This window comes from Neorhizobium sp. PAMB6630 (assembly GCF_058242775.1).
The window spans coordinates 1226000-1252016 of the sequence record NZ_CM177836.1 but is presented as its reverse complement, the minus strand read 5'-3'; the positions used below and the strand labels follow the sequence as shown (position 1 = coordinate 1252016).

Sequence of the window (26017 nt, the reverse complement as noted above, 5' to 3'; positions counted from 1 at the left end):
TCGGACCTTCCTGCTGCGGAAAAACGGTAAATTGTGGCAGAGTTTCCCCCTTGCCGCTTGCCTATGACAACGGTTTTGCCTACCTCGCGGACCTTGGTTTTATGAACGCGTGAGGAACAGGCCGTGATCCAGACGCCTTATTATCTGATCGACAAGTCGAAGCTTCTGCGCAACATGGAGAAGATCGCGACCTTGCGCGAACTTTCCGGCGCCAAGGCTCTGCTCGCGCTGAAGTGCTTTGCCACCTGGGGCGTGTTCGATTTCATGCGCGACTACATGGACGGCACGACCTCGTCCTCGCTCAACGAAGTGCGCCTCGGCCATGAGCGTTTTGGCAAGGAAACGCATGCCTATTCCGTCGCCTATGCCGATTACGAGATCGACGAGGTTGTTTCGCATGCCGACAAGATCATCTTCAACTCGATCGGTCAGTTGACGCGGTATGCGGACAAGGCGTCGGGCATCACGCGTGGCCTGCGCCTCAATCCCGGCGTCTCCTCCTCCACCTTCGATCTTGCCGATCCCGCCCGCCCCTTCTCGCGGCTTGGCGAATGGGATGTGAAACAGGTCGAGCCGGTGATGGATCTCGTTTCCGGCTTCATGATCCACAACAATTGCGAAAACGGCGATTTCGACCTGTTTGACCGGATGCTGGGCGAGATCGAGCAAAAATTTTCGCCGCTTCTGAAAAAGGCGGAATGGGTGAGCCTCGGCGGCGGCATTCATTTCACCGGCGACGATTATCCGCTGGAACAGTTTGCCGAACGGCTGAAGCGGTTTTCGGGCGAGTATGGCGTACAGGTCTATCTGGAGCCCGGCGAGGCCTCGATCACCAAGTCCACGACGCTGGAAGTCTCTGTGCTCGACACGCTTTATAACGGCAAGAAGCTAGCCATCGTCGATTCGTCCGTGGAAGCCCATATGCTCGACCTTCTCATCTACCGCGAAAGCGCCAAGATGAGCCCCAATGACGGCCCGCACCGCATCATGATCTGCGGCAAGTCATGCCTCGCCGGAGATATCTTTGGCGAATTCAATTTCGACCATGACCTGAAGGTTGGCGACCGGATTTCGATCCAGGACGCCGCCGGTTATACCATGGTCAAGAAGAACTGGTTTAACGGCGTGCAAATGCCGTCAATCGCCATCCGCGAACTGGATGGCAGCATCAGGACGGTCCGTGAGTTTGACTACACGGACTACGAACACAGCCTTTCCTAAGGCTTCTGACGATTGGACACGAAGGAGTTAGTCCTCATCATGAAAAAGAACGTTCTCATCATCGGCGCCGGTGGCGTCGCTCAGGTCGTTGCGCACAAATGTGCGCAGAACAACGACGTGCTGGGTGATATCCACATCGCCTCGCGCACCAAATCCAAATGCGACGCCATCATCGCTTCGGTTCACGAAAAGAAGGCGATGAAGCAGGCGGGCGTGCTGGAAGCACACGCGCTCGACGCGCTGGATATCGAGGCCACCAAGGCGCTGATCGAAAAGCTCGGCGTGGAAATCGTCATCAATGTCGGCACCGCCTTCTTGAACATGTCGGTTCTGCGCGCCTGCATGGATACGGGCGTCGCCTATATCGATACGGCCATCCATGAAGAGCCGAACAAGATCTGCGAAACACCGCCGTGGTACGGAAACTACGAGTGGAAGCGCGCCGAAGAATGCGCGGAAAAGGGCATTACCGCCATTCTGGGCGCCGGTTTCGATCCGGGCGTGGTCAACGCCTATGCCAAGCTTGCCAAGGATGAATATCTCGACAAGGTCACCGACGTCGATATCGTCGACATCAATGCCGGCAGCCATGGCAAATATTTCGCCACAAATTTTGATCCGGAAATCAATTTCCGCGAGTTCACCGGCGTCGTCTATTCCTGGCAGGGCGGCGAATGGAAGGTCAACAAGATGTTCGAGATCGGCAGGGATTACGACCTGCCGGTTGTCGGCACGCGCCGCGCCTATCTCTGCGGCCATGACGAGGTGCATTCACTGGCGAAAAACATGGACGGCGCCGACGTGCGCTTCTGGATGGGCTTTGGCGATCACTATATCAACGTCTTCACCGTTCTGAAGTCGATCGGCCTTCTCTCCGAACAGCCGGTCAAGCTTGCCGACGGTTCCGAAGTCGTGCCGCTGAAGGTCGTAAAAGCCTGCCTGCCGGACCCCTCTTCGCTTGCCCCCGAATACGAAGGCAAGACCTGCATCGGTGATTACGTCAAGGGTTTTAAGGACGGCAAGGAAAAGACCGTCTTCATCTACAACGTCGCCGACCACAAAGAAGCCTATAACGAAGTGGGCAGCCAGGGTATCTCCTACACCGCCGGCGTTCCCCCGGTTGCCGCCGCCATGCTGGTGGCCACAGGCGAATGGGACGTGAAGAAGATGGCAAACGTCGAAGAACTGCCGCCCAAGCCCTTCATCAACCTCCTGAACAAGATCGGCCTGCCGACACGCATTCAGGACGAAGACGGCGACCGGGCTGTGGAGTTTTAAGCCAAATTTTGGCCAGATGAAAATCATGAACCCGCTGGAGAGATCCGGCGGTTTTTTGTTTGGGATCAATACAAGCCGTCACCCTCGGGCTTGTCCCAAGGGTCTGCTGTCGCCACGATTGCCAGCGACGTCACACGTTATCAAGCCACGGCAGATGCTCGGCACAAGGCCGAGCATGACGGAAGAACAGGCAGACCCGTAACCCTTGCGCCGAAGGCAAAGTCACTCCCCTCAAATATAAAGCGGTGCCATCCTTCGCCAGGCGCCGGCGCGGTGGGCGCGGCCGGTCCAGAGGTGGAGGCGGTGGTCGATGCCTTTTTCGGCAAGCAGGCGGCTCAGGTGAAAATTGTTGTCGAGGAAGGGGTCGGCGTCGCCGATGGTGAGCACGATCTCCATCTGGCGCAAGCGCTCCAGGCGCCAGTCACTGCCAAGGCCGGGCAGGAAATGGGTCGGCGTGTGGAAATAGACTTCTTCGTCGTAATAGCCGTCCATGAGATCGCCAAAGCAGTCGACCTTCAGCGTCAGGTCATAACGTCCGGAAAAGGCCACCAGCTTGCGAAAGAGATGCGGGTGGCGCAGCGCAAGGCTTGTGGCCTGATAGGCGCCAAGACTGCAGCCGTGTGCAATCGTGCAGTCATGCGCGTTTTTCGCCGCCATCAGCGGCATGACCTCGTTCAACACATAATCTTCGAAGGCTGCGTGGCGGCGAATGCGCTCGGCCGGATGGCGGCGCGGGTCGTAGAAGCTTTCACTCGCCAGCCCCTCGATGCAGAACAGCTGCAACTGCCCTGCCCTCACCTTGTCCCCCAGACTTTCGACCACGCCCAGTTGCTCATATTCGAAAAACCGGCCCTCGCGGGTCGGAAACATCAGAACCTTTGCGCCGGCATGGCCGAAAACGAGAAGCTCCATATCCCGGTGGAGCCTTGGACTGTACCAGCGCACATATTCCCTGTTCATGGAACCTCGAAAAACCGCCGGATCTTCTGCGACAGCAGAGCATGTTGCGCTGCAGAATCAGGATAATCGAAGTGGCCGGCGTCGAGAATGAAAGTTTCGTTAAATTTTGATGGCGGAAGGGCATTGGCGATGGAGAACTGGCACGGCGGGGCAACGGCCGGATCAAACCGTGCCACCGCCACCAGCACCGGCGCGGTGATGCGTGTGGCAGCGGTTGCGGCATCGAAAAGCCGCAGCGTGGCATCCACCTGCGGATGCCGCTTGCGATAGATCTGCACGGCCGCCGCGCTGCCCGTTGTCGGCAACGTCAGCCAGAGCGGCCGGTTGCCAAAGGTCGGCACTTCCAGAAAACCGCGATCGATGCGCGGATCGAACGGCATGGCGAGCGCACCAAGGCCGCCGCCAAAACTGATGCCGCTATAACCGATGCGGCCGGCGAGATCCGGATGCAGCGCAAGCAGTGCCGAGACGGCAATCCACAAATCCTCGACGCAGCCGCCGATCACGTATTTTTCCGGCTTATCGATATCGTGCAGCACATGCCAGTGCGATTGCGGCGAGATCGGCGGATGCGGGCTTTTCGACAGGCCGCGAAAGCAGGGAAAAACCAGGACCGCATCCCGCACCGGAAAATCGAAATCCGGCGCCTCGCGCCCGCCATAACCATGGCCGACGACGATACCCCGGCGGACTTTTTCACGCGCCGGCGTCAAAATCCAGCCACCGATCCGCCCGCCATCCGTCGAGGTGTAGAACAGTTCTTCCACGCGAAAGTCCGGATGGGACAGTGGGCTTGGACGACGCCTTGGCGCTGCCTGCACGGCCAGCGCGCGCGCATACCGGACCTGCCAGAAGGCATCAAAACCGGCAGGCGCTTGCGGAGCCTTCAAAGCAAGAAGCTCTTCCAGCGAAAGGCCGTAGGTGGGATCAAAGGCGAAGGGATGGACTGTCGGGATGCTCATGGATGCGGTTGTTTCGCGAAATGCCGCCGGCCACAAGACAAAAAGGGCGGGAAACGGCAGCAAATTTCTGAAAAAGACGCGCTTTTCTGTGGGCAAGCCCCGGCGTACACAGCGTCACGCAACGGGCTGTTTTCTGCCATCTGGAGGGCAGATTGGACAGAGGTGAGTGGCCTCGGCTGGACCTCCCCTGGGCAGACCTGCGGCGCGTTTGCCGGTCATAGTCCTCGATTGCCGCCGACGATACATGCGCAAGTCCTTGAATACGTTTCACATTACAACCCATTACCAAGCGATGCAGCTTTTACGCTGCATTGCAGCAAAGGCCGAAATGGCCTAGTTTTTCCTCGGGGCTGCGGATCAAGGCGCGCATGGAGCATCCATGCCAGATCGAGGATTGCAGATGGATCAGACACCAACTCTTGGACCTTCACCGACCTCTCGCAAGCAACCGAAGGATCTTGAAACCATTGCCCGCAGCGGCGGCGTCTTGCGTCGCATGGCGGCCCGCGTTCCGACCTACCTTGCCGATCTCCGGGAAAATCCCGCCTGGCTTGCAATGTTTCTTCTGGCCCGCACAATGCCGGCCCGGCGTGCCCACTGGCTGACGGCAAGAAAAGTGGCAGACACCGCCTCCCAGCCCTCGATGTTCGGCAATATTTCGCCGCGCATGGCAGCCGAGGCACTGAGGCGCGATGGCATCTTTACCGGGCTGACGCTTCCGGCGGAAATGACCAAAGAGATCGCCCAATTCGCCACGACCACGCCCTGCTTTGGCAATTTCGACCGAAAGCTTGAGTTTCTGGCACCGGAGCATGACAAGGCGGAGGCACGGTTTGGCCGTTCGCTGCTGAGCGGCCACCATTTCGAGCGTATCCTGCAATGCCCGGCCGCCCTTGCCGTGCAGCAGGATCCGCTGCTGATTGCCATTGCACGCCATTATCTCGGCGGCGAGGCACAATTGATCACCACCCGCACCTGGTGGAGTTTTCCCACCAAGGCGGCCTCGGAGGCGGATCTCAACAAGGCGTCCTTCAAGTTTCATTTCGATCTCGATGACTGGCGCATGCTGAAATTCTTCTTCTACCTGTCGGATGTGGACGATGAGGCCGGCCCGCATGTCTTCGTGCGCACAAGCCACCGCAGGCGCCGGCTGAAACACCAGTTGACCCTCCTGGTCGGGCATCCCTCCGAAGAGGTGCTGTCCTTTTATGGTCAAGACAGTGCCACAACGCTGACCGGCCCGGCCGGCTTCGGTTTTGTCGAAGATCCATTCGGCTTTCACATGGGCACACTTGCCAAGACAAAACCGCGGCTGATGATGGAAGTGGGCTTTGGCATCTCCAAACCCTCACGGCGTCGTTATCACGGCGAACCCATCGTGCGCTGAGCCTTCAAGGGCCGCACGGCCTTGCGCCAGAACGACAAAACCCGCCGGCATCACACCGGCGGGTTTTGTTATTCAGACAAGGGCGAGAAAACCTCAGCCGATTTCCGACTGGCTTTCGACGATCTTCGACACCAGGCCGTAGCCCACGGCGTCTTCGGCAGACAGCCAGTAATCACGGTCGATGTCCTTGGCGATCTTTTCTTCCGTCTGGCCCGTGGCCTTGGAGAAGATCTTGATCAGGCGATGGTTCATCTTGATGATTTCGCGGGCCTGGATCTCGATGTCGGAGGCCATGCCGCGGGTGCCGCCAGAGGGTTGGTGCAGCAGGAAGCGGGTGTTGGGCAGGCAAATGCGGCGTTCTCTCGGAACCGACACATAGATCAGCGCGCCGGCGGAGGCGACCCAGCCAGTGCCGATGATCCAGACCTTCGGCTTGATGAACTTGATCATGTCATGGATGGAATCACCCGATTCGACATGGCCGCCGGGGGAGTTCACATAGATGCGGATGTCTTCGTCGCTGGCGGCGGCCAGCGCCACAAGCTGCGTGCACACCTTCTGCGCCAGTTCCTGGGTAATGCCGCCATAGATGAAGATCGAACGCGACTTGAAAAGGTTCGCCTCCGTTTCCTTGCCGAGCGCCAATTCCTTCGTCTTGTCGTCGTCGTTCTCATCAAGCATCGAGCAGTCTCCAGTGTGGATTTCCTAACCCCGGACATAATGCGTTCGTCGTCACAAAACAATGCGCCAAACGCCAGGAGCGCATCGTAAGGTGAATCCGGTCTTCGTCATTTTGCGGATGGACAGATTTTTAGGCACTGCCTAATCTTGTCGCGATGGCATCGCGGCGGGCTCCCACCGTCTTCGCTGCCAAAATCCGTTCAAGGGGAACTTGTCATGTTGAAACGTCTCACGGTGACCGCAGGTGCTTTTGCCGCCGCCGCCGCACCTGCCTTCGCCCATCTCGATCCGCTGGCGCATGGATCCATTGCCGCTGGACTGTCGCATCCGCTGTTTGGCGCAGACCATGTGCTGGCCATGGTGGCGGTTGGTCTGTGGGCAGCGCAGATTGCCTCCGTGCCGGGCCGCAAGGCAGCCCTCGCCATCGTGCCGGCAACCTTTGTTGCCACCATGGCGGCCGGTTTTGCGCTGGCGCTCGCCGGCGTCCAGCTTCCCTTTGTCGAGCCGGGCATCTTGGCCTCGGTCATCGGGCTTGGCCTGCTTGTTGCCATGGCCGTGCGTCTTCCGGTGGCAATGTCGGCGGCCATCGTTGCCGTGTTTGCACTGTTCCACGGCCATGCCCACGGGGCGGAACTGGGGGCTGCCGGCGCGTGGAAATTCGGCGTCGGTTTTGTCATTTCCACTGCTTTCCTGCATGCGGCCGGCATTGCCATCGGCCTTGCAGCCGGGCGGGCAGCGCCGGTGCTGACACGGATTGCCGGCGGCCTCACCGCCCTTGCCGGCCTGTCGCTGGTGTTTGGCTGAGACCACGTCTCAATTCCCTGCGTTCGGGGGAGCACAAGTCCCCCGAAACTTACGGCGATTTAACAATCGCCGCTGCTGAAAAAGCCCGAATCCAGCCCCATTTCCTCCTCATGGGCTGCCGCTTGGCCCGCCACACGAGGAGACGACCATGTCACCGGAAGAACGCCAACTGCTGAGCGCATTGTTCGACCGCATCCGCACTGCCACCGCCACGCCGCGCGACCCGGAAGCGGAACGCCTTATTGCCGATGCGCTGAGAGCAGAGCCCGCCGCGCCCTATTACCTGGCGCAGGCCGTCATCGTGCAGGAAAAAGGGCTGGAAGCGGCCTCCGCGCATATTACCGAGCTTGAGGCACGCATTCGCCAGCTTGAAGCTGCTCCGGCGCAGGAGCCGCCACAGGGCCGCGGCGGGTTTCTCGATTCGATCTTCGGCTCCGGCCGCGCGCCGCAGCAGGCCGCACGTCCAGCGCCGGCTGCCGGCCCCTGGGGCAGCGCCCCGTCGGCAGGGCCTGCCCAGCAGCCCACGCCGTTTGGCCAGCAGGGCGGTTATGCACAGGCACCCGCTTATCAGCCGCAACAGGGATATGCACCCCAGCAGGGTTATCAACCGCAGCAGCCGGCCGGCCCCTGGTCTTCCGGCGGTCGTCCCGGCATGGGCGGCGGGTTCCTCACTGGCGCGCTTGGCACGGCGGCTGGCGTTGCCGGCGGCATGCTGCTCGCCAATTCGCTGAGCGGCATTTTCAGCAACCACATGTCCGGCCTTGGCCTTGGAAATCCCGCCGCCGAAGGTCTGGCCGGCGCCCCGATCGAGGAAACCGTCATCAACAACTATTATGGTGATGCGCCGTCAGCCCCTATCGACGCCAATGACGTGCCGGACACTTCCGCCGACGACAACATCCAGCAGGCCGACAGCAGTTGGAGCGGTGACGATAGCGATTTCGACACGAGCGACGACAGCGATTTCGCGTAATTTTTTGATGCTACGGGCAGCGCCAAGCAAAAGCCCCTCATCCGGCTGCGTCCTGCGGACTCTTCTCCCCGCCTGTGGGGAGAAGGAGGATGGAGATGCGTGGCGCCCCCCCCGGCAAGCCAGAGTGAGGGGCAACTTCCAGACACCCGTCGCAGCTGGCTGCACCCCGGCCCTTCGCTTTGGCTTAAGGGCGTTCGCTGCTCAAATCGCTCCACTGGAGCGATCTGCCGGCTTCGCCGTCGCTGCTGGCTGCGCCCCGGCCCTTCGCTTTAGCTCAGGGCGTTCGCTGCTCAAATCGCTCCACTGGAGCGATTTGCCGGCTAAAGCCGTCGCAGCTCACCCACGTCCGCGATAGGTGGGAACGCCTTGGTCGGGCAGCCACACACCCTGCGGCAGGTCGCCGGTCTGCCAGAACACGTCGATCGGGATGCCGCCGCGCGGATACCAGTAGGCGCCGATGCGCAGCCATTTCGGATCGAGAAGCTCCACGATGCGGCGCGCGATATAGACCGAGCAATCCTCATGGAAGGCACCGTGGTTGCGGAAGGACTGCAGGAACAGTTTGAGCGATTTCGATTCGACCAGAAAGCTATTCGGAATGTAATCGATGACGATATGGGCGAAATCCGGCTGGCCGGTCATCGGGCAGAGCGACGTAAATTCCGGCGCAGTAAAGCGCACGACATAATCGGTGCCGGCATTGCTGTTGGGTACTTTTTCCAGAACAGCCTGTTCCGGGCTTTGCGGTGCATCCACCTTCTGGCCGAGCTGCGACAGCCCGCTGACATCCGTCATGCTCATTGTTCGTGACCTTCTACCTGAACTTTCAAACCATGTGCCCGCTCGCCTTCGGGCTCCACGTGGATGGCGAGAGAGGCGCCGGGAATAGCCTCTTTGATCGCATCTTCCAAGCGGTCGCAGATGGCATGCGCCTCGACAACCGTCATCGCAGCCGGCACCACCAGATGGAAATCGATGAAGGCGACCGCGCCGGCGCGGCGGGTGCGCAGATCATGCACGTCGAGCACGCCGGCCGAATGGGCGGTAATGGCCGCCTTGATCGCCGCTTCCTCTTCCGGCTCCACAGCCCGGTCCATCAGCCCGCCCACCGAATGGGAAATGACCTTGCCGCCCTGGTAGAGAATGTTGATGCCGACGATGATGGCAAGCAGCGGATCAAGGATCGCATAACCCGTGAGGATGGCCAGAACCAGACCGATCAGAACGCCGATGGACGTCACCACATCCGACATGATGTGATGGCCGTCCGCCTTCAGCGCCGGCGAGCGGTGGCTGGTGCCGATGCGGATGAGAAGTGTTGCCCAGGCCGCGTTGATGACGCCGGCCAACCCGTTGATGGCAAGCCCCAGCACCGGGGCATCCGGCAGGCGCGGCTCGACCAGTCCACCCCAGGCCTCTTTGACGATCAGAAGGGCGGCAACGATAATCAGCACGCCCTCGATGACCGCTGAAATATATTCTGCCTTGTGGTGGCCAAACTGGTGGTCATCATCGGCCGGGCGTTGCGCGTAGCGGATGACGAAATAGGCGATGAAGGCTGCCGTGACATTGACCGAACTTTCCAGCCCGTCCGACAAAAGCGCCACCGACCCGGTGACCCACCAGGCCAGCATCTTCAGGCCCATGACGCCGATAGCGAGCGGGATCCCCCACAGCGCCAGGCGCTGAACCAGTGCGTTCTTCGTGTCGGTCATCGTCTTTCCATGCGTCTGCGAATGAGTTGCAAGTGCCCTGAAACGGCGAAACCGCCGGAGCGCAACATAGCGCCCGGCGGTTTCGAATTGGTGGCGTCTATGACGAAGATTGCAGCGAATGTCAAAGCCTGTTCGGCGAAAAGGCATCACGACGAAAGAACGTTGGCGGCCACACAGAGGGCGCTAAACGGCCAACATTTAACGCCTCTCCGCCACCGAATGCATTTCGGGAAAGACAATCACATGCAATAATCTAACAAATGAATGAGATTGGAAATGACAATTGAACCATCTTTTACGTCTATGACTGCCAAGTTGAAGATTGTGTACTTGGCACTGGTGGATCCCGAAGCATTTATAGAAGAGGAAAAACGTGACACGGCGCGGCGGAATTCAAGCGCCGACGCAACAAGGATAGATAGCGGCGTCCACAAGATCCGTCATGGATTGTGCTCCGCGTTCAAGTGTTGCGCGTTGTCTTTGACAGGTGGTGCGGCGGCAGGGTTAGGCGCGAGATCTGTTTGGGGTGTATCCAGTAGCCCAGCTATCGGAATCATCGTTCTCGGAACCTCAATTCTGCTTTGGGCTTCCTTGGCTCTCCAAGGCTGGAACATTCAGACATTTGACGGATTCACGCTCTCCGAACGCCTAAACCAGTGGATATTCCGTGGATTGTATTGCCTCGGAACCCTACTGATAACCGCCGGCAGTGTCTGGAGCCTCCCTTGACTCGGGAGAGGCGCCAAGCGGCACCTCTCCCACACCATATTCCTAAGCCGCCTTTTCCTTCACCCGCTTGGCGAGCTTTTCCACCACATTCTCGATCATCCGCATGCCGGCGTCACCGCCGAGCGTCATGATGGATTCCGGGTGGAACTGCACGGCGGCGACGGGCTCCCTGGCGTGTTCAATGCCCATGATCGTGCCATCCTCGCTTTCGGCGGTGATGATGAAATCCTGCGGCAGGGTTTTGGGATCGGCAAAGATCGAGTGGTAACGTCCCACGGTGACTTCGCGGCCAAGGCCTTCAAACACTGTCCCGGCTTCCAGCACGCGGATGCGCGAGGGTTTTCCGTGCATGGGCACGGCAAGCTGACGCAACTCGCCGCCATAGGCTTCGGCGAGCGCCTGAAGGCCAAGGCATACACCGAAGATCGGCAGGTTCTTGGCCCGCGCGGCCTTGATGGTGGCCTTGCAGTCAAAATCCTTGGGGCTGCCCGGTCCAGGCGACAGAACCACCAGATCCGGCTTGATCCGGTCATAGATTTCGGCTGCCACCGGCGAGCGCACGGTGGAGACCTCGGCTCCCGTCTGGCGGAAATAGTTGGCGAGCGTGTGGACAAAACTGTCCTCATGATCGACCAGCAGGATCTTCACCCCCTGGCCAACCTTCTGGACATCACGTCCGACCTTGGCCGTATTGCCGGCACGCGCATCGCGGATGGCGGAAATCATGGCGGATGCCTTCAGTTCGGTTTCGGCTTCTTCTTCCTGCGGGTCGCTGTCGTTCAGAAGCGTTGCACCGGCGCGCACTTCGGCAATGCCATCCTTGATACGAATGGTGCGCAGCGTCAGCCCCGTGTTCATGTTGCCATCGAAACCGACCATACCGATGGCCCCGCCATACCACGCGCGCGGGCTCTTTTCATGGCTTTCGACAAAACGCATCGCCCAGAGTTTTGGCGCACCGGTGACGGTAACGGCCCAGGCGTGGCTGAGGAAAGCGTCAAACGCATCCATGTCCGGACGCAGCCGGCCCTCGATATGGTCGACCGTGTGGATGAGGCGCGAATACATCTCGATCTGGCGCCGGCCGATGACCTTGACCGAACCCGGCTCGCACACACGGCTCTTGTCATTGCGGTCGACGTCCGAGCACATGGTCAGCTCGCTCTCGTCCTTCTTGGAATTCAGGAGCTTCAGGATCTGCTCCGAATCGGAGATCGCATCCTCGCCGCGACGGATGGTGCCGGATATCGGGCAGGTCTCGATGCGCCGGCCAGATACACGCACGAACATTTCCGGCGAGGCGCCAACCAGATATTCCTGATGGCCGAGATTGATGAAAAAGGAATAGGGCGACGGATTGATGGCCTTCAGACGATTGGAAATCTGCGAGGGTTTGCTGTCGCAGCGCTCCATGAATTTTTGGCCGGGCACGACTTCAAAAAGGTCGCCGCGGCGAAAGCTTTCCTTGGCCTTCACCACCAGTTCGGCATATTCGCCGGGACGGTGATCGCCCTTTGGCGGAATTTTATCAGTGGTGCGGAAGGGATCGGGCGCGATCTCCTGATCCTTGCCGACGGTCGTCGTTTCCCCGCGCGAAAAATCGTAGCGATCGATCCACGCTTTTGCCGCGTGATGGTCCACAACAAGGATTTCGTCAGGCAGAAACAGCACCATGTCGCGCTGGTCGTCCGGGCGGGCAAGCTTCAGGTCGATACTGTCGAACTGGAAGGCAAGATCGTAGCCGAAGGCACCGAACAAGCCGATTGCCGAATCCGCATCCGAATGGAAAAGATCGACCACGGCGCGCAAGACGGTAAACACCGTCGGCATTTTCGAGCGCTCTTCCTCGGTAAAGGCGCGCGTCGGCGGGTTTACGGTCAGATCCAGCCGGCGAAGGGAGCGCTCACCCAGCGTCAGTTCGCTTTCGGCAGCCAGCCGTTCGGCAATGAAATCGAGGAGAACTTCGCCGCGCCCGTTATAGGCCTCGATCCACACCTTGCGGCCGAAGGAGGAGAGACCCAGCGGCGGGTCGACAATGGCCGTATCCCAGCGGGTATAACGGCCCGGATATTCGTAATTGGAGGAAAACACGGCCCCGCGCCGCTCGTCCAGCTTGTCGACATAGCTGGAAATCGCATCGGCATAGGGCGCCGGCCGGCGTTTGCGGCTGACCGTGATGCCACCGCGGGTCTCATAAACCTCGGAGCCATCGTCTTCGATAATCGTTACCATGCAACACCTCTCCATTATCCTCTGATCCGGACCTGGAAGGCGCTCTTAAGACAAAAAAAGCCGCCTCGAGGTTCGGGCGGCTTTGTCTTGTCTCAGAACATGAGTGGTCAAGGCCGCGTTTTAGCGAGCCCACCACCAGATAGCCATGATCATCGACGTTTTCATGCGCATGGTGATACCGCGTCATCCCGCGTCCCGCAAGCCCCCTGCGCGTTTTCAGACCAGACCGGTTGCACCGCGGCAGGCTGACCAGATTAGCGTTTAAATAATAAATCCATGTTTTAGTTACTTCGAAATTAAACGGTTGCCACGGGGGCGTCGCGGCCGGATATCAGCATGTTCGGGGTCTTACGGATGAAGATAACAATCTCTCGGTTTCTTGTCGTCTTCGGCTGCACGCTGATGGCCAGCTTCTGCCTTGCTGTGGGCACGCTGTTGTATTCTCTGCAACAGTTGAAGATCGAGGGGCCGCAGTATGAGCGGATTGTCGACGCCAAGGATCTGGTCGCCGATATTCTTCCGCCGCCGATGTTTCTGGTGGAGGCCTATCTCACCGCCATCGAGACCGCCCGGCATCCGGAGGAGACCGATGCCAATATTGTCGTCCTGCAAAAGTTGCGCCAGGACAGCGAGACGCGTCTTGCCGTCTGGGCTGGCAAGGACTTGCCCGACGAGATCCGCACACAGATCGAAACGAAGCTGAAGCCGGCCACAGACGCGTTCTGGGACATGCTGTTTCGCCGTATGGTGCCGCAGTTCAACCTGGCAAAAGCGGACGGACGCGACATCAACCTTGTGCCCCTTCGCCGGCTGTTCCTCGAGCAGCGTGCAGCCGTCGTGACGCTGGTGGGCCTGTCGGAAACCTATATGGCCACGGTTGAAAGCCATTCGAAGGCGCTCGACACCACCTTTCGCATGCTCGCCTACGGTGCCTGTCTGTTTGCCATCACCTCGCTTTTCGGGGGGCTGACGCTGTTCCGGCGGATGGCCGTCAGCCCGATGCGCGATATCGGCCGTTTCATGACGGCGCTTGCTGCGGGCGACTATCAGAGCCCGGTGCCGCACAGCAATCGTCAGGACGAGGTGGGCGAAATGGCCAAGGCGGTTGCACATTTCCGCACGGCCGCGCTGGACAAGCAGGCGCTGGAGGCAGAGGCCAGCCAGCAATCAAACCGCGCCGCAGCCGAGCGCGCCCAACAGCTGGCAAGCGAGGTGGAACGGGCCGCAACGTTGAAGAAGGTGATCGATGATCTCGGCGCCGGTCTCGACCGGCTGTCGAAATTCAACATTCATGTGACGCTCGACGACCCCTTCCATGCCGAATTCGAGGTGCTGCGCGAAAACTTCAACCGCTCGCTGGCCGTTTTCCAGCAGACCATGAAGCGGGTGCTCGGCAAGGCCGACGAGATCCGCGCCAATTCCGAAAGCCTCGATGGCTCCGCCGACGATCTCGCACGCCGCACGGAACAGCAGGCGGCCGCACTCGAGGAAACCGCCGCAGCGCTGGACCAGATCACCACCAAGGTTGCCACCTCCAGCAGCCTCACCCGCAACACGCTGGTCAAGAGCACCCATGCGCGCGAGAACGTCGAGCGATCCTCACAGATCGTGCGCGAGGCGATTGCCGCCATGGAGCGCATCGAGGATGCCTCGCAGCAGATCGCTTCGATTACCGGCGTGATCGATGAGATCGCTTTCCAGACCAATCTTCTGGCGCTGAATGCCGGAGTGGAAGCCGCACGCGCCGGCGAGGCCGGCAAGGGCTTTGCCGTGGTGGCGCAGGAAGTGCGCGCACTGGCGCAACGCTCGGCCGCGGCAGCCCATGAGATCAACAGCCTGATTGCCCGTTCGGCCACCGCCGTTGCCGGCGGCGTTGATCTCGTCAGCCGCACCGGTCAGGCATTGACCGAAATCCAGAGCGACATCGCTTCGATCGCGGGCGATGTCGATACCATCGCGCAAGGGGCATTCGAGCAGGCCGACGTGCTGCAGGCGATCAATTCCTCCGTCAACCAGATGGACCAGATCACCCAGCAGAATGCCGCCATGGTGGAGGAAATGAATGCCGCCACCCATTCGTTGACCGAGGAAGTGGGGGACATGGTACATCTGGTCGGCCAGTTCATTCGTAATGACCGGCAGGGATCACAAACCAGCCGCGCCGCCTGAGGCATGCCGGAAGACTGCGATGCGTGACCGCCTCGACAGGCGATGAGACCAAAAGCCCGCTCGCGCGTTGTCGTTGCCAGAACGGCACGAGGAGCGGGTGGAATGATGCAGCGAATATTGGTCCTGGCGGCGGCAAGCCTGATCCTGATGGGCATGGACCTACCGGAAAACGGTCCGCGCCCCGACGTGAAGCCGCCCGTGTCCGAACAGACAGACGTTCAGGCGAAAAATCCGGCCGCCGACACACCAAAGGCGGCCGTGGAAACTCCCAGCCAACCGGCGGACATTCCCGTTCCAGCGGCAAAACCCGATGAAATCAAAGGCGACCAGCCCGAAAGCGACGCCGCCCCCTCCAGATCCGAGACTGGCAAACCCGGTACTGACAAGCCCGCAGCGGAGAAGCCGGATGATGCATCCGGCACAGCCAAGGACGCCGCGCGGGACGACCCCAAGGAAGACGACAAGAAGCAAGACGACAAGAAGGACGAGGCCTCCCCTGCCCCGCCGCCCATCGTCAAGGAAGATCCGCAAAAGCTCGAGGCCTGCCTGAGAGACCTGAAGGCGCTGGGGGCTGAGTTCGAAAGCTTGCCCCCGGTCACCGACGAGCAGAACGGCTGCGGCATCGAAAAGCCGATTGCGCTATCGCAGGTGCTGCCGGGCATTCCGCTTTCCGACAAGACGCCGATGCGCTGCGAGGCGGCGCTCTCGCTTGCCCGCTGGATGAAGGATCTGGTGGAACCCAGCCTCAAGACCGCGCTGCCGGAGCGGCGTATTGTCGGGATCAGCAACGCATCGAGCTATGTCTGCCGGCTGCGCAACCACGCAGAAACCGGCAAGATTTCCGAGCATGCCCGCGGCAACGCCATCGATATCGCCGGCTTCAAGCTGGACAATGGCGAAACGATCGCCATGACGCCGAAAGAGGAGGATTCGACAATGACCGGCGCCTTCCAGCGCACGGCCACCGCCGGCGCCTGCCTCTATTTCACCACCGTGCTTTCCCCCGGCAGCGACGCCACCCACCAGGACCACCTGCATCTCGACGTCATGGAGCGCAAGGGCGTCTATCGGTATTGCCGGTGAGGGACTACTTCGACGTGCCGCCACCGAGAAACATCAGTTTGCCCAAGCTGACCAACAGGTAGGCCACAGAAACCGAAGCCACCACAATGATAATCATCGCGCCGAAATTAGACGGCTCGATCCAAGCGATTGCGGCAATCGCCAACAAGATGCCAAGGGCACCCGGCGCGCCAAGCTTAAGAAGATCCTGGATATTCATGACTTCACCTTGAAGGACTGCTCGAGGAGCAGCCCGTATTTATCGACGATCCTGCGGACCGCCACCCGCAGTTTTTCGACCGTAAAGCCGTCGTTCCAAATCTCCGGGTCTGCTTCTATATCTTCAACCCAAGCAATCATGATCTGGATCGCCTGGTCATAGTTTTGAACATCGGAAAGATCTGCCACGAGCACGACTGCGTCCGGCTGGTCAAGCGCAGTGGTTGGAGCCCATGCAAGCATGTAGGGACCGGTGCCAGCGACATCCTCCCCCTGAAACCGCGCACGGCGCAGGTAATCCAGCGACAGGGAAAGATTGTAGTTGGCGGTTGCTGTCTTGCATTTATCCACAGCGTCAAGGCTGGTCAGCCGGCCGACCACCTCCTCACTGGCGACGGGCCACACAGTCACCATCTGACTTGCCGTCGGAAAATCGGGAGGCGCTGCCGGGATCGCGTTCACGTAAGCCCGGCATATGTCGGAAAACCTCTTTTCATCCGAGGCATCCGGCATGGATTTGAACGCTACGATTCCGTATGCGGCATAATTGGCCGGAGGGAACTGCCCCGGCCCCGCAAAGAGTCTGGTAGCCCGCCCGGTAATAGAAAAAGTGCCCGATACCGGGGCCGGGGCCGGAAGGATCGTCCCTGATGGCGGACTGGCAGGAGATGGAGGCGGTGGTGGCGCGGACAGCGTTCCGAAGTCAGCATAAGGCCGCACCATGAAACCAGGCATATTATGGTTTCGCCTGAGAATCTCCTCAAGCGTCTCTCCATGAGCCGATCCAGCCGAAACCAGTACAGCGGCAAGAACCAATGCAATTGCGCGCATGATGACCCCCCACCAAATAATCAAGAAGAATACCTAGCAAGAAATCAACTTAAAAGCGAATCAATCAGCATTTCAGACAAGTTGTTTTTAGAACAACCCCTCAATATAACCCGCCTCGTTCAGCGCAATACGCTCAGCCGAGGGTGAGCGCGGCAGGCCGGGCATGGTGCGGATTTCGCCGGTGATCGCCACCACGAAACCGGCGCCGGCCGAGAGGCGGACTTCGCGTACGCTCACCGTATGGCCTGTGGGCGCGCCAAGACGTTCGGGATCGGTGGAGAAGGAATATTGCGTCTTGGCGATGCAGACCGGCAGGTGACCGTAACCTTCCTCCTCAAAGCGGCGCAATTGTTCGCGCACGGCAGGTTCTGCGGTCACGTCGCCGGCGCGATAGATTTCGCGTGCCACCGTTTCGATCTTGTCCATCAGGGCTAAGTCATCGGCGTAGAGCGACTTGAAATCGGCCGTGCCGGCGTCGGCGATTTCCACCACGCGCCGGGCGAGATCCTCGATGCCGGCGGAACCATCGGCCCAGTGGCGGCAGAGGATGGCCTCGACGCCATGCGTGGCGGCATAGGCCTTGACGGCGGCCACTTCGCTCTCGCTGTCGGAGGAGAAATGGTTGATGGCGACGACCACAGGCACGCCGAATTTCTTGATGTTTTCAATGTGACGGCCAAGGTTGACGCAACCGCGCTGCAACGCCTCGACATTCTCAGTCCCGAGATCCGATTTCGCCACGCCGCCGTTCATTTTCAAGGCGCGCACCGTTGCGACGATGACAGCGGCAGCGGGTTGAAGACCGGCCTTGCGGCACTTGATGTCGAAGAATTTTTCAGCCCCGAGATCGGCACCGAAGCCGGCTTCCGTCACCACGTAATCGGCAAGTTTCAGCGCCGTGCGGGTCGCCACCACCGAATTGCAGCCATGAGCGATGTTGGCAAACGGGCCGCCATGCACGAAGGCCGGGTTGTTTTCCAGCGTCTGCACGAGGTTCGGCTGCATCGCATCCTTCAGCAGCACGGCCATGGCGCCATCGGCCTTCAGGTCACGCGCAAACACCGGCGTGCGGTCGCGGCGATACCCGACGATGATGGCGCCAAGACGCTGTTCCAGATCGTGCAGATCGGAGGCTAGGCAGAGGATCGCCATGATTTCGGAGGCGACGGTAATGTCAAAACCGCTTTCGCGCGGAAAGCCGTTGGAGACGCCGCCGAGCGGGCCAACGATCTGGCGCAGCGCCCGGTCGTTCATATCCATCACGCGCCGCCAGGTGATGCGGCGCAGATCAAGATCCAGCGCATTGCCCCAGTAGATGTGGTTGTCGAGCATGGCGGCAAGCAGATTATGCGCCGAGGTGATGGCGTGGAAATCGCCGGTGAAATGGAGGTTGATATCCTCCATCGGCACGACCTGCGCATAACCGCCGCCGGCCGCGCCACCTTTTACCCCGAAACAGGGGCCGAGCGAGGGTTCGCGCACGCAGATGATGGCGCGTTTGCCGATGCGGTTGAGGCCATCGCCAAGACCAACGGTGGTGGTCGTCTTGCCTTCGCCCGCCGGCGTCGGGTTGATGGCGGTGACGAGGATCAGCTTGCCATCCGGCCTGCCAGCCTGCGCGGCGATGAAAGAGGCGGAAAGCTTTGCCTTGTCATGACCGTAGGGAACCAGATCCTCCGCGGGAATGCCAAGCTTGGCGCCGATCTCAAAGATCGGCTTCTTGGTGGCGGCTCTGGCGATATCGATATCGGACGGCACGGTTCCCATTCATTCCTCGCTCTTACACCTTGCAGGGTGGCGCCTTCATTAGCGCATCGCGATCCCGGCTGGAATGGCCAGAGCCTCGTGATCGAAGGTGACGAACAGAAAAGGCGGCGCGAAGGTATCGCGCCGCCTCAGCTGATGCAGGGGACTGGAGGTCAGAAACGCTGCGTCAGCGAAATCTTGAAGCTGCGGCCGGGCTCCGAATAGAAGGCATTGTTGGTCGCACCGCTGGTCTGGCGGATGGTGGTGTAGTCGTAATAGGTACGGTCGAACACGTTGTAGATACCGGCATTAAAGCGCAGACCCTTCACCTGTTCCGGCTCCCACCAGGCGGTCAAATCGACAAGGCCGTAACCGGCAGCGCGCGAATAGGTGGTCTGGTCGACCTTGCCATTGTCATGCGATCCGGCAACGCCGGTCAGATCGACGCCGACACCCCAGAAGCTCGTATCGTAACCGATGCTTGCCACCACCTTCATCGGCGCAACGGAGGCAAGGTTCTTGTAGCTGTCGAGGTTTTTGCCGGTGGATGCCGTAAAGCCACCGCCAAGGCGCAGGCCGCTGTCGAAGGTCTTGTGGGCGGAAAGTTCCAGGCCGTAGATCTCGGCGCGGGCAACGTTCATGTATTGGGAGATGCCGCCCTGCGGATAATCGGAGACAGACAGGCCGATGGCGCTGGCTTCGGCAGCGCTGAGGCTGCGCGTGTCGATGAAATTCTTGTAGCGGTTATAGAAGAGGTTCACGCGACCGCCGAATTCCTCGTCGCCAAGGTTTGCACCCACTTCAAAGCCATGGCTGGTCTCGGTTTCCAGATCGGCATTGCCGCGCCGCAGATAGGTGCCCGGACCGCCGAACGAGCTATACAACTCGCCGGCAGACGGTGCCCGGAAACCCATCGCCCATTGGCCAAACAGCTCAACCTTCGGGGCGAGTTCATATTCCAGCCTTAGTTTGGGGGAGAGGCCGGCATCCTCGAACCCATCGGGCAGCCCGGGATTGCTGGCATTGCTGGCGAAGGCATCCGTCATCTTCGGGTCATGCTTCACCCAGTCGAACCGCACGCCGGGCGTCAGCTTGAAGCCGCTTTCACCCATTGAAATTTCGTCATCGAGATAAAGGCCGATGCGGTTGCTATCCACCTTTGGCGTATCGGCCTGATTGGTGTGAAGATTGCTGCAGGCGGTAAAGCCGGTCGGATAGCTGCCATTGGCAAGCGGCGCCGGGCAATTGTCGTAACCGGCGGAATATTGCTCGATCGTGCTGGTGGCGAGATCGAAGCCGAAGGTGAAGCGGTGGTTGGTGGCGCCGAGATCCACATCCTTCTGCAACGAACCAATCAGACCGAACGTGCTTTCCTCGTTGGAATTGGCGCGCCCGATCGGGCCGGTCACGGACGTCGTGCGATAGCCGGTATAGCCGTCCATCGTGCGGGTCTTCATCCAGTAGAGCGAGGCCCAGGCATTGTCGATAATGCTGTCGTCGCTCTCGCTTTCGAACTTGTAGTCCAGCGAGACGCGGTCGCGCTCGTTTTCCTTGTTATTGGTGTAGTCTCCGGGACGATAATTGCCGGTCAGCGTCTGCGTGCTTCTCATGTCGGTATCGCGGTCCTTGCGATACCGTTCGCCCGTGATGCCGATGGTGTGGCCGCCTTCCAACTCCTGGCGCAGCTTGACGAGAAAGTTGTGCTGGTCGAAGTCGGACGGGTTGGCTTCGGTGCGCGTCGCGCCGTAACCGCCGGTCGTGCCGTTCGTCTCGCGCTCATGGCCCTTGCGATAGCTGCCCTGGAACAGCATCGAGGTATTGTCGATCTTCTTGGCGACAGCGGCCGAGCCTTCCCAGCTCTTGTCGGTGCTGTCATAGGTGGACTTCAAGAGCACGCCCCAGTCACGCCCCTCGCCGATCAGATCCTGCGGCTCAAGCGTGCGGTAGGCGATAACACCGCCCAACGCGCCCGCGCCGGCGCGGCTGGAATCAGCCCCACGCATGACATCCACCGCTGACAGCGACGAGAAACTGAACGTATCGACGCCACCGGTCGCGCTGCGGGTTGGATCGTTGAAATAGGGGATCGGGATACCGTCGATGGTGGAAAGCACCCGGTTGCCCTCGAGGCCGCGGATGTTGACGGCACCGGTCGTGCGGTTGAACGTCACGCCCGGTTCGGCAACACGGCCGAGATCTTCCAGATTGGTGATCTGCTTGTCTTCAAGCTTGGCGCGGGTGGTTTCTGTGGTGAGTGGGCTGTCAGTCGCACTGCCCTTGGCCGCCGCCGCGACCCGCTCGCCCTTCACCGAGATCCTTTGAAGCACGGTGGTATCGGAGGCTGCATTTTCCGCAGAAACGGCGGCCTCCTGTGCGATGGCTGGAAGAGCCAGCGCAAGGAGCGACAGACCTGTGCAGGCAAGAAGAGAAACGCGCAAGCGGTTTAGCATGAAAACCTTTCCCAGCCCCCAAGCAACAGCGCGCACAAAATCGCGGCCGCGCAAGGAGCGACGTTCAATACTGAAGATGAATAGACCGGCGACGCAGAAGCGCCTTATCCATGCCGAATAAAAAACATGATCCTGTTTGTCAACATTAAACATGACTCTGTGGATCATGTTTTAGTTGATCAAACCGTGTCAATTCCGACACAAGCTCAGAATTTCCAGGACGGGGTCGGAAAATTCACTGGCAAAACCTCGCGAGCGCACTAAACGCTGCACAGCCGTTCAACAAAGACCGCACGCCTTCAAAAGGGTATTTAAGACGATCGTAAGCACTTTTAGTTGTAAATTCTAATATTCGAAAACGGCTCTGGCTCCGGGACTTGAATTGTAATACTTGTCAATCCGACAGAAATATTGTCGCACTTAAAAATCGCAAAATGAATGATCACCCTTGAACGCCAATCGCATATCAGCATGGCTTTATCCTCGGCCGATACTCGCGCCGAAGTGGTCACAGCATTGTCGCACATCACCAGACAGTTCGGTTTCCGCTACTTTACGCTGGCCAATGCACCCGTTTCCACGGACATGCTGTTAGAACCGCTGATCGTCGAAAGCACGCTTCCACAGGCCTATATTCGCGCCTTTGACCAGAATCGCTTTCTGCAAAGCTCTCCATTGGTGCCGCTGCTGAAGACCATGATCCTGCCACTCTGTTGGAATTGCGAGCCCGTTCCTGCGGAGGACTGTAGGCCCGAGATTCCGGATACGCTGCGGCATCTTCTGAAGGCCCATGACACGTGCGCGGGCGTTGTCATGCCACTGCACTCGGGCGACGGCTCCAGCTATATCATCCAACTGGAGGGCTCCCGCCCGCTTCTGACGCTCCCCGAACTCAACGAAGTGGGTATGCTGCTTCTGCAGGCCTTCACGATCTATGACCGGCTGCGCCGGCAGGAGCCGGCGACGATAAAACTGCTGACGGTGCGCGAACTGGAAGTGTTGCGTTGGACATCACAAGGCAAGACATCCTCCGAAATCGCGAGTATCCTGTCTTTGTCCGATCACACGATCAACGCCTATCTCAACAAGGCGATCAAGAAACTCGATTGCGTTAACCGGACCCAGCTGGTTGCCAAGGCCATACGCCTGCGGCTGATCAGCTAGATCGCGGAACCGTCGCATTCATGGAGTCTGACAGTTTGCTTCAACCTATTGTCGCGAATGACATTCCTGCCTTCGGTGAGGAGACTTTTGGTCTCAGCGCGCAAGACACCCTGCACCTTTTCATGCAATTCAACCGGACCGGCTTCTGGCGGTTCGAGATCGACACCGGGCACCTGTTCGGCTGCAGCCAGGCCAGTGCCATTTTCGGCATGGCCGCCACCGATGGTCCGCTTGACGTGGTGGCGCTTACCGCACGCATCCATCCGGACGATCTGGCCGTGGCGATGGAGGGTCATGAAGCGGCAGCCGCCCGCCGTGTCGCCATCCACAAGACCTATCGGGTGGTTTCGCAGGGCAACAGCTACAAGTTATGCTGCTCCGTTGGCCGTTTTCGCGCAAAGGAAGGCAGCGGCGGGGATATCGTCGGCATCACTTTCGAGATGCCACCCACTTACGGCGACCTTCGCATGATTGCTGCATCCGACCCTCGATAGGCCCCGTGCGCCTCCGGCTGCCACGCCCCAGCGGTACGGCCCGCCCCGTGTGACACGTGTTGCAAACAAGGAGCAGCGCTTCACGGCTCTGCCCCTTGTCCTTGCGTTACCGATCGAGAACGGCGCGGATTTCCACGAGGTTCGAGCGGGTGCGCAGGATGTAAAAACCCATGGTCGCGAGATGGGTCGGCATGATCCAGCCATCTTCCCGGCCATTGGAGATGATAGCCGGCTGGATCCGCAGCGCCGACTGGAACTGCGACAGAGTATCGGCCCAGAGCGGCGCCAGATTGCGCTCGCGCACCACCTGGTCGAAATCGGCGCGGGCAGCCGCAAGCACGGCATAATAACCATAGAGCTGGCCATAGGCGAACCAGAAACGGTCGTCGGCGCGCGTATCGAACCAGCCGCCATTGTGGTTTTCCGAACGTTCCCGGAGGATCGCCGAGGTGGAACCAAGATCGTTTGCGATGCGATCGACAAACTGCACGAGGTTATCGGCGCGGGTATCGAAAATCGCGTTGCAGGCCGCCAGATCCGTGTTGAACTGGCGCAGGCTCTTGATGGCCGAGCGGTAATAGCTCGGGGTCGGCGTTTTGAAGCCGAACGGGTTAAGGCCGAAATACCACGAGAACTCATCGAACTGCAGGTTGCCGCGCGCATCCTGAAGATCGCCGTTGATGCCCGATGTGCCGCGCACGCGCCCGAGCGAATCGACCAGTTCTGCCGAGGTGCGCCGCACCGCCTGGTTCACGCCGCGCTGAAAACTTGCCTTGTTGTCGAGGAAAGGCGTGTTGTCCCAGTCCATGCCGAAAAAGCCCGCCCGATAGAGCAGCATGGAGGAAATCCAGGCGTTTTCGTTGACATTCATGTCGGTGAGGTCAGCCGCAACCTCAACGATGGCCGAGGTCTGGCACTGGCGCGGTGCGGCCACAGGCGTTGTCGTGGCGCTGCCTGCCGTGGCAGGCGAAGGGCTTGCGGCCGGAACGGCGGCCGGCAGTTCCTGTCCGGCAGAACGCTGGCGCTCCGCCAGATGGTAGCGATCGACGAAGTTCGGATCAAAACCGGTCCACACCTGCGTCTGCCAGATGAAATAACCATAAAGGGCAACAAGCCCCAGAAGAAACACGCCAAGCGGTGCCTTGATCATCAGGCTGCGGCCGCCGTACCAGCCATGCGCCGCCATGAAGGGCCATGCCATCCAGGCAAACAGTAGCCGGAAGCTGCGCTTCAAGGCATTGAGGAACCGGCTCAAAAACGCAGCGATCATGCATGGATCTCCTTTATCGGCCTTCAGGTAGGGATGAGACCGCCCCTTGTCGAGCACCACCGAAGCGATGATGATAAACCTCGGCGAGATGCGCCCGACGAGCATCGATGCTTCTTGCCGAGAGACGGCTGGCCTTCCACTGCTGTAGATAGGGTTCGAGAGCAGGCAGATCGCGTTCGATGTCTGCGAGAAGCGTGCCATCGACGCCGGCGACCAGCAGAACGAAAGCCTCAGTCTCGACCGTCAGCAGGTTGCGCAGGATGTTGCAGCTTGCCGTCATGTCGATGACGAGATCGATCAGATCATGCGTCAGTTCCTGCCAGCCGGCAAAGAGCACGGGATCCCGTTTCGCCGCCGCCTTCTTGTCGCCGGCCTCTCTGAGGGTATCGGCAAACGCCTCGCAAGGCGGCAGGACATCATCGAGGAAAAGCTTTTGCGCCTGGAGAACGGAGAGGAGACCCGCACTATCACCCGCGAGCTGCCATGCCTGCGTTGCAAAGATGAGCGGCGCCACAGGCTCCTGCAAGGCCTCGCTGCGACGACTGAAAAGACGCAAAAGTGGCGCACGGCGCGGCTTGGCCACCGGCATGAGATAAGGTGCAGACAGACGCCGGATGGCGGTTGCAAGATCGGCCAGCCGATGCGCCGCCTGCCCCTCAGCCACCCGAAAACGCACGCCAAGCGCTGCCAACCTCTCCTCCAGCCCGTCAAGCCGGGCGCGGTCGATCAGTGCTGGTTTTCCCGCGGGAGCCTGGAGATCGGCCATCATCGCGGTCAGCGCGTCGCGGATCTCGCCCATCGCAGAGCCTGTATCGTCACCGTGACGTCCCTGTGCGCCCTCCGTCATGCTGCCACTCCCGAGCCGTGCCGCCGGGCGCATCTCTTGCTTCCGCGTCCCGGCACGCCATCACGCATACACGCGATTATGTCATGAATTAACAACCGATTTTGAAAAACGCCGCAGTCCCTGTGAAACAGGCGCGGTAAAATGGACGCTGGCAGGCCGCCGCGACAACGCCACGACGGGCAATCACGCCGGCTATAACGGCAGCAGCCCTGCCCTGATCAGAGGCCGAGCTTGGCAATCTCGGCATCCAGCCGGTCGCGGGTCTTCTTGGCCATCTTCGCCGTCTTGATGGCCTCGAGGTTGGCGGGCGTGCCATCACCGGCCACGATCAACGCCACCATGCCCATGCCCCAGTGCGGCGTGCATTTCACCACATAGGCGCCTTCCTTTTCGATGGTCACGACAAGTTCCTGGTTCATCTTGCCCTTGAACTCGGCAACACCTTCCGGCAGCAGTTCCTTGACGGCTGCCGCATCGTGGCCCTTGTCGACGGGCACGAAGTGGACCGTGTCACCAACGGCCACCTTGATGGCTGCGGGCTCGAACACCATGGCTTCGCCATCGGCACCCTTGTTCAGCATTTTCACTTCAATGTCGGCGGCAAGCGCTGCCGAAGACAAAAGAGCAAGACCGAGCGCTGCAAAGCCCGTTCTGGTGAGGAAGGTTTTCATCGGTAAATCTCCTTGGCGCGCCGTGCGACCTTTCACAAGGCCCATGCCACATCCTGTGTTCGTTGCGGACCTGCTCATACGCCCTTGCGCATGGCCGGGATTTGACCGAGGTCAAAACACATTTCTGCCATTTTGTCGCAAATAGCCCCTAT

The 26017-nt window shown here is 60.0% G+C and carries 22 protein-coding genes; 9 read left to right on the top strand and 13 right to left on the bottom strand.

Translation table 11 applies throughout. From position 1 onward, the window contains the following. Positions 1–123 precede the first annotated feature (123 nt). Positions 124–1221 carry a carboxynorspermidine decarboxylase gene (locus AC4CWF_RS05890; protein WP_491284195.1) on the top strand — a complete coding sequence of 366 codons (1098 nt, stop codon included), beginning with the start codon at positions 124–126 and terminating at the stop codon, positions 1219–1221. A gap of 39 nt (positions 1222–1260) precedes the next feature. Then, positions 1261–2499 carry a saccharopine dehydrogenase family protein gene (locus AC4CWF_RS05885; protein ID WP_491284194.1) on the top strand — a complete coding sequence of 413 codons (1239 nt, stop codon included), beginning with the start codon at positions 1261–1263 and terminating at the stop codon, positions 2497–2499. Between the two features lie 231 nt (positions 2500–2730). On the opposite strand, the gene AC4CWF_RS05880 is transcribed toward AC4CWF_RS05885, so the two are convergent. Together AC4CWF_RS05880 and AC4CWF_RS05875 are read right to left on the bottom strand one after the other, a co-directional pair. Beyond that, on the bottom strand, positions 2731–3459 hold the full coding sequence (locus tag AC4CWF_RS05880; protein ID WP_491284193.1) for an esterase family protein: 729 nt from the start codon (positions 3457–3459) through the stop codon (positions 2731–2733). Next, complete coding sequence (locus AC4CWF_RS05875) at positions 3456–4421, bottom strand: acetylxylan esterase (RefSeq protein WP_491284192.1); 966 nt, start codon at positions 4419–4421, stop codon at positions 3456–3458. The genes AC4CWF_RS05880 and AC4CWF_RS05875 overlap by 4 nt, the downstream gene beginning before the upstream one ends. A 400-nt stretch (positions 4422–4821) precedes the next feature. On the opposite strand from AC4CWF_RS05875, the gene AC4CWF_RS05870 reads away from it, so the two are divergent. Further along, positions 4822–5808 carry a phytanoyl-CoA dioxygenase family protein gene (locus AC4CWF_RS05870; protein WP_491284191.1) on the top strand — a complete coding sequence of 329 codons (987 nt, stop codon included), beginning with the start codon at positions 4822–4824 and terminating at the stop codon, positions 5806–5808. Between the two features lie 93 nt (positions 5809–5901). Here AC4CWF_RS05870 and AC4CWF_RS05865 read toward each other — a convergent pair whose 3' ends face one another. Continuing rightward, the gene (locus AC4CWF_RS05865) at positions 5902–6489 is read right to left on the bottom strand and encodes an ATP-dependent Clp protease proteolytic subunit (protein WP_491284190.1); all 588 of its coding nucleotides are present in this window, start codon (positions 6487–6489) and stop codon (positions 5902–5904) included. Between the two features lie 216 nt (positions 6490–6705). Between AC4CWF_RS05865 and AC4CWF_RS05860 the strand changes: the two genes are divergently transcribed. Together AC4CWF_RS05860 and AC4CWF_RS05855 are read left to right on the top strand one after the other, a co-directional pair. Beyond that, positions 6706–7293 (top strand): HupE/UreJ family protein, encoded by a 588-nt coding sequence (locus tag AC4CWF_RS05860; RefSeq protein ID WP_491284189.1) that lies wholly within the window; start codon positions 6706–6708, stop codon positions 7291–7293. 148 nt (positions 7294–7441) lie between these two features. Next, complete coding sequence (locus tag AC4CWF_RS05855) at positions 7442–8266, top strand: DUF2076 domain-containing protein (RefSeq protein WP_491284188.1); 825 nt, start codon at positions 7442–7444, stop codon at positions 8264–8266. 336 nt (positions 8267–8602) lie between these two features. Here the strand turns inward: AC4CWF_RS05855 and queF are convergent, their stop codons facing one another. The 3 genes from queF to AC4CWF_RS05840 form a co-directional block, all read right to left on the bottom strand. Continuing rightward, complete coding sequence (gene queF, locus AC4CWF_RS05850) at positions 8603–9067, bottom strand: preQ(1) synthase (RefSeq protein ID WP_491284187.1); 465 nt, start codon at positions 9065–9067, stop codon at positions 8603–8605. Further along, positions 9064–9981 carry a cation diffusion facilitator family transporter gene (locus AC4CWF_RS05845; protein WP_491284186.1) on the bottom strand — a complete coding sequence of 306 codons (918 nt, stop codon included), beginning with the start codon at positions 9979–9981 and terminating at the stop codon, positions 9064–9066. The genes queF and AC4CWF_RS05845 overlap by 4 nt, the downstream gene beginning before the upstream one ends. Before the next feature lie 771 nt (positions 9982–10752). Next, positions 10753–12942 (bottom strand): anthranilate synthase, encoded by a 2190-nt coding sequence (locus AC4CWF_RS05840; RefSeq protein WP_491284185.1) that lies wholly within the window; start codon positions 12940–12942, stop codon positions 10753–10755. Between the two features lie 354 nt (positions 12943–13296). Between AC4CWF_RS05840 and AC4CWF_RS05835 the strand changes: the two genes are divergently transcribed. Next, positions 13297–15111, top strand: coding sequence for a methyl-accepting chemotaxis protein (locus AC4CWF_RS05835; protein ID WP_491284184.1), 1815 nt, complete (start codon positions 13297–13299; stop codon positions 15109–15111). A 102-nt stretch (positions 15112–15213) separates the two neighbouring features. Beyond that, on the top strand, positions 15214–16194 hold the full coding sequence (locus AC4CWF_RS05830; RefSeq protein WP_491284183.1) for an extensin-like domain-containing protein: 981 nt from the start codon (positions 15214–15216) through the stop codon (positions 16192–16194). A gap of 4 nt (positions 16195–16198) precedes the next feature. Here the strand turns inward: AC4CWF_RS05830 and AC4CWF_RS05825 are convergent, their stop codons facing one another. The 4 genes from AC4CWF_RS05825 to AC4CWF_RS05810 all read right to left on the bottom strand — a co-directional run bounded on the left by AC4CWF_RS05825 (position 16199) and on the right by AC4CWF_RS05810 (position 21419). Next, entirely contained in the window at positions 16199–16393 is a 195-nt protein-coding gene (locus tag AC4CWF_RS05825; RefSeq protein ID WP_491284182.1) for a hypothetical protein, read from the bottom strand. Continuing rightward, on the bottom strand, positions 16390–17223 hold the full coding sequence (locus AC4CWF_RS05820) for a hypothetical protein (RefSeq protein WP_491284181.1): 834 nt from the start codon (positions 17221–17223) through the stop codon (positions 16390–16392). Before AC4CWF_RS05820 ends, AC4CWF_RS05825 begins: the two co-directional genes overlap by 4 nt. 87 nt (positions 17224–17310) lie before the next feature. Beyond that, positions 17311–18990: a formate--tetrahydrofolate ligase gene (locus AC4CWF_RS05815; protein ID WP_491284180.1), complete on the bottom strand. Its 1680-nt coding sequence runs from the start codon at positions 18988–18990 to the stop codon at positions 17311–17313. Positions 18991–19142: 152 nt separating this feature from the next. Continuing rightward, a complete protein-coding gene (locus AC4CWF_RS05810) occupies positions 19143–21419 on the bottom strand; it encodes a TonB-dependent hemoglobin/transferrin/lactoferrin family receptor (protein WP_491284179.1) in 2277 nt (758 codons plus the stop codon). A gap of 471 nt (positions 21420–21890) precedes the next feature. Here AC4CWF_RS05810 and AC4CWF_RS05805 point away from each other — a divergent pair, with 471 nt between their 5' ends. Together AC4CWF_RS05805 and AC4CWF_RS05800 are read left to right on the top strand one after the other, a co-directional pair. After that, complete coding sequence (locus AC4CWF_RS05805) at positions 21891–22583, top strand: helix-turn-helix transcriptional regulator (protein ID WP_491284178.1); 693 nt, start codon at positions 21891–21893, stop codon at positions 22581–22583. 122 nt (positions 22584–22705) lie between these two features. Then, the gene (locus AC4CWF_RS05800) at positions 22706–23077 is read left to right on the top strand and encodes a PAS domain-containing protein (RefSeq protein ID WP_491284177.1); all 372 of its coding nucleotides are present in this window, start codon (positions 22706–22708) and stop codon (positions 23075–23077) included. 106 nt (positions 23078–23183) lie between these two features. Here the strand turns inward: AC4CWF_RS05800 and AC4CWF_RS05795 are convergent, their stop codons facing one another. The 3 genes from AC4CWF_RS05795 to AC4CWF_RS05785 all read right to left on the bottom strand — a co-directional run bounded on the left by AC4CWF_RS05795 (position 23184) and on the right by AC4CWF_RS05785 (position 25865). Continuing rightward, positions 23184–24347: a DUF2333 family protein gene (locus tag AC4CWF_RS05795; RefSeq protein WP_491284176.1), complete on the bottom strand. Its 1164-nt coding sequence runs from the start codon at positions 24345–24347 to the stop codon at positions 23184–23186. 13 nt (positions 24348–24360) lie between these two features. Then, positions 24361–25194 carry a hypothetical protein gene (locus tag AC4CWF_RS05790; RefSeq protein ID WP_491284175.1) on the bottom strand — a complete coding sequence of 278 codons (834 nt, stop codon included), beginning with the start codon at positions 25192–25194 and terminating at the stop codon, positions 24361–24363. 218 nt (positions 25195–25412) lie between these two features. Beyond that, positions 25413–25865 (bottom strand): pseudoazurin, encoded by a 453-nt coding sequence (locus AC4CWF_RS05785; RefSeq protein WP_491284174.1) that lies wholly within the window; start codon positions 25863–25865, stop codon positions 25413–25415. Between the last annotated feature and the right edge of the window lie 152 nt (positions 25866–26017).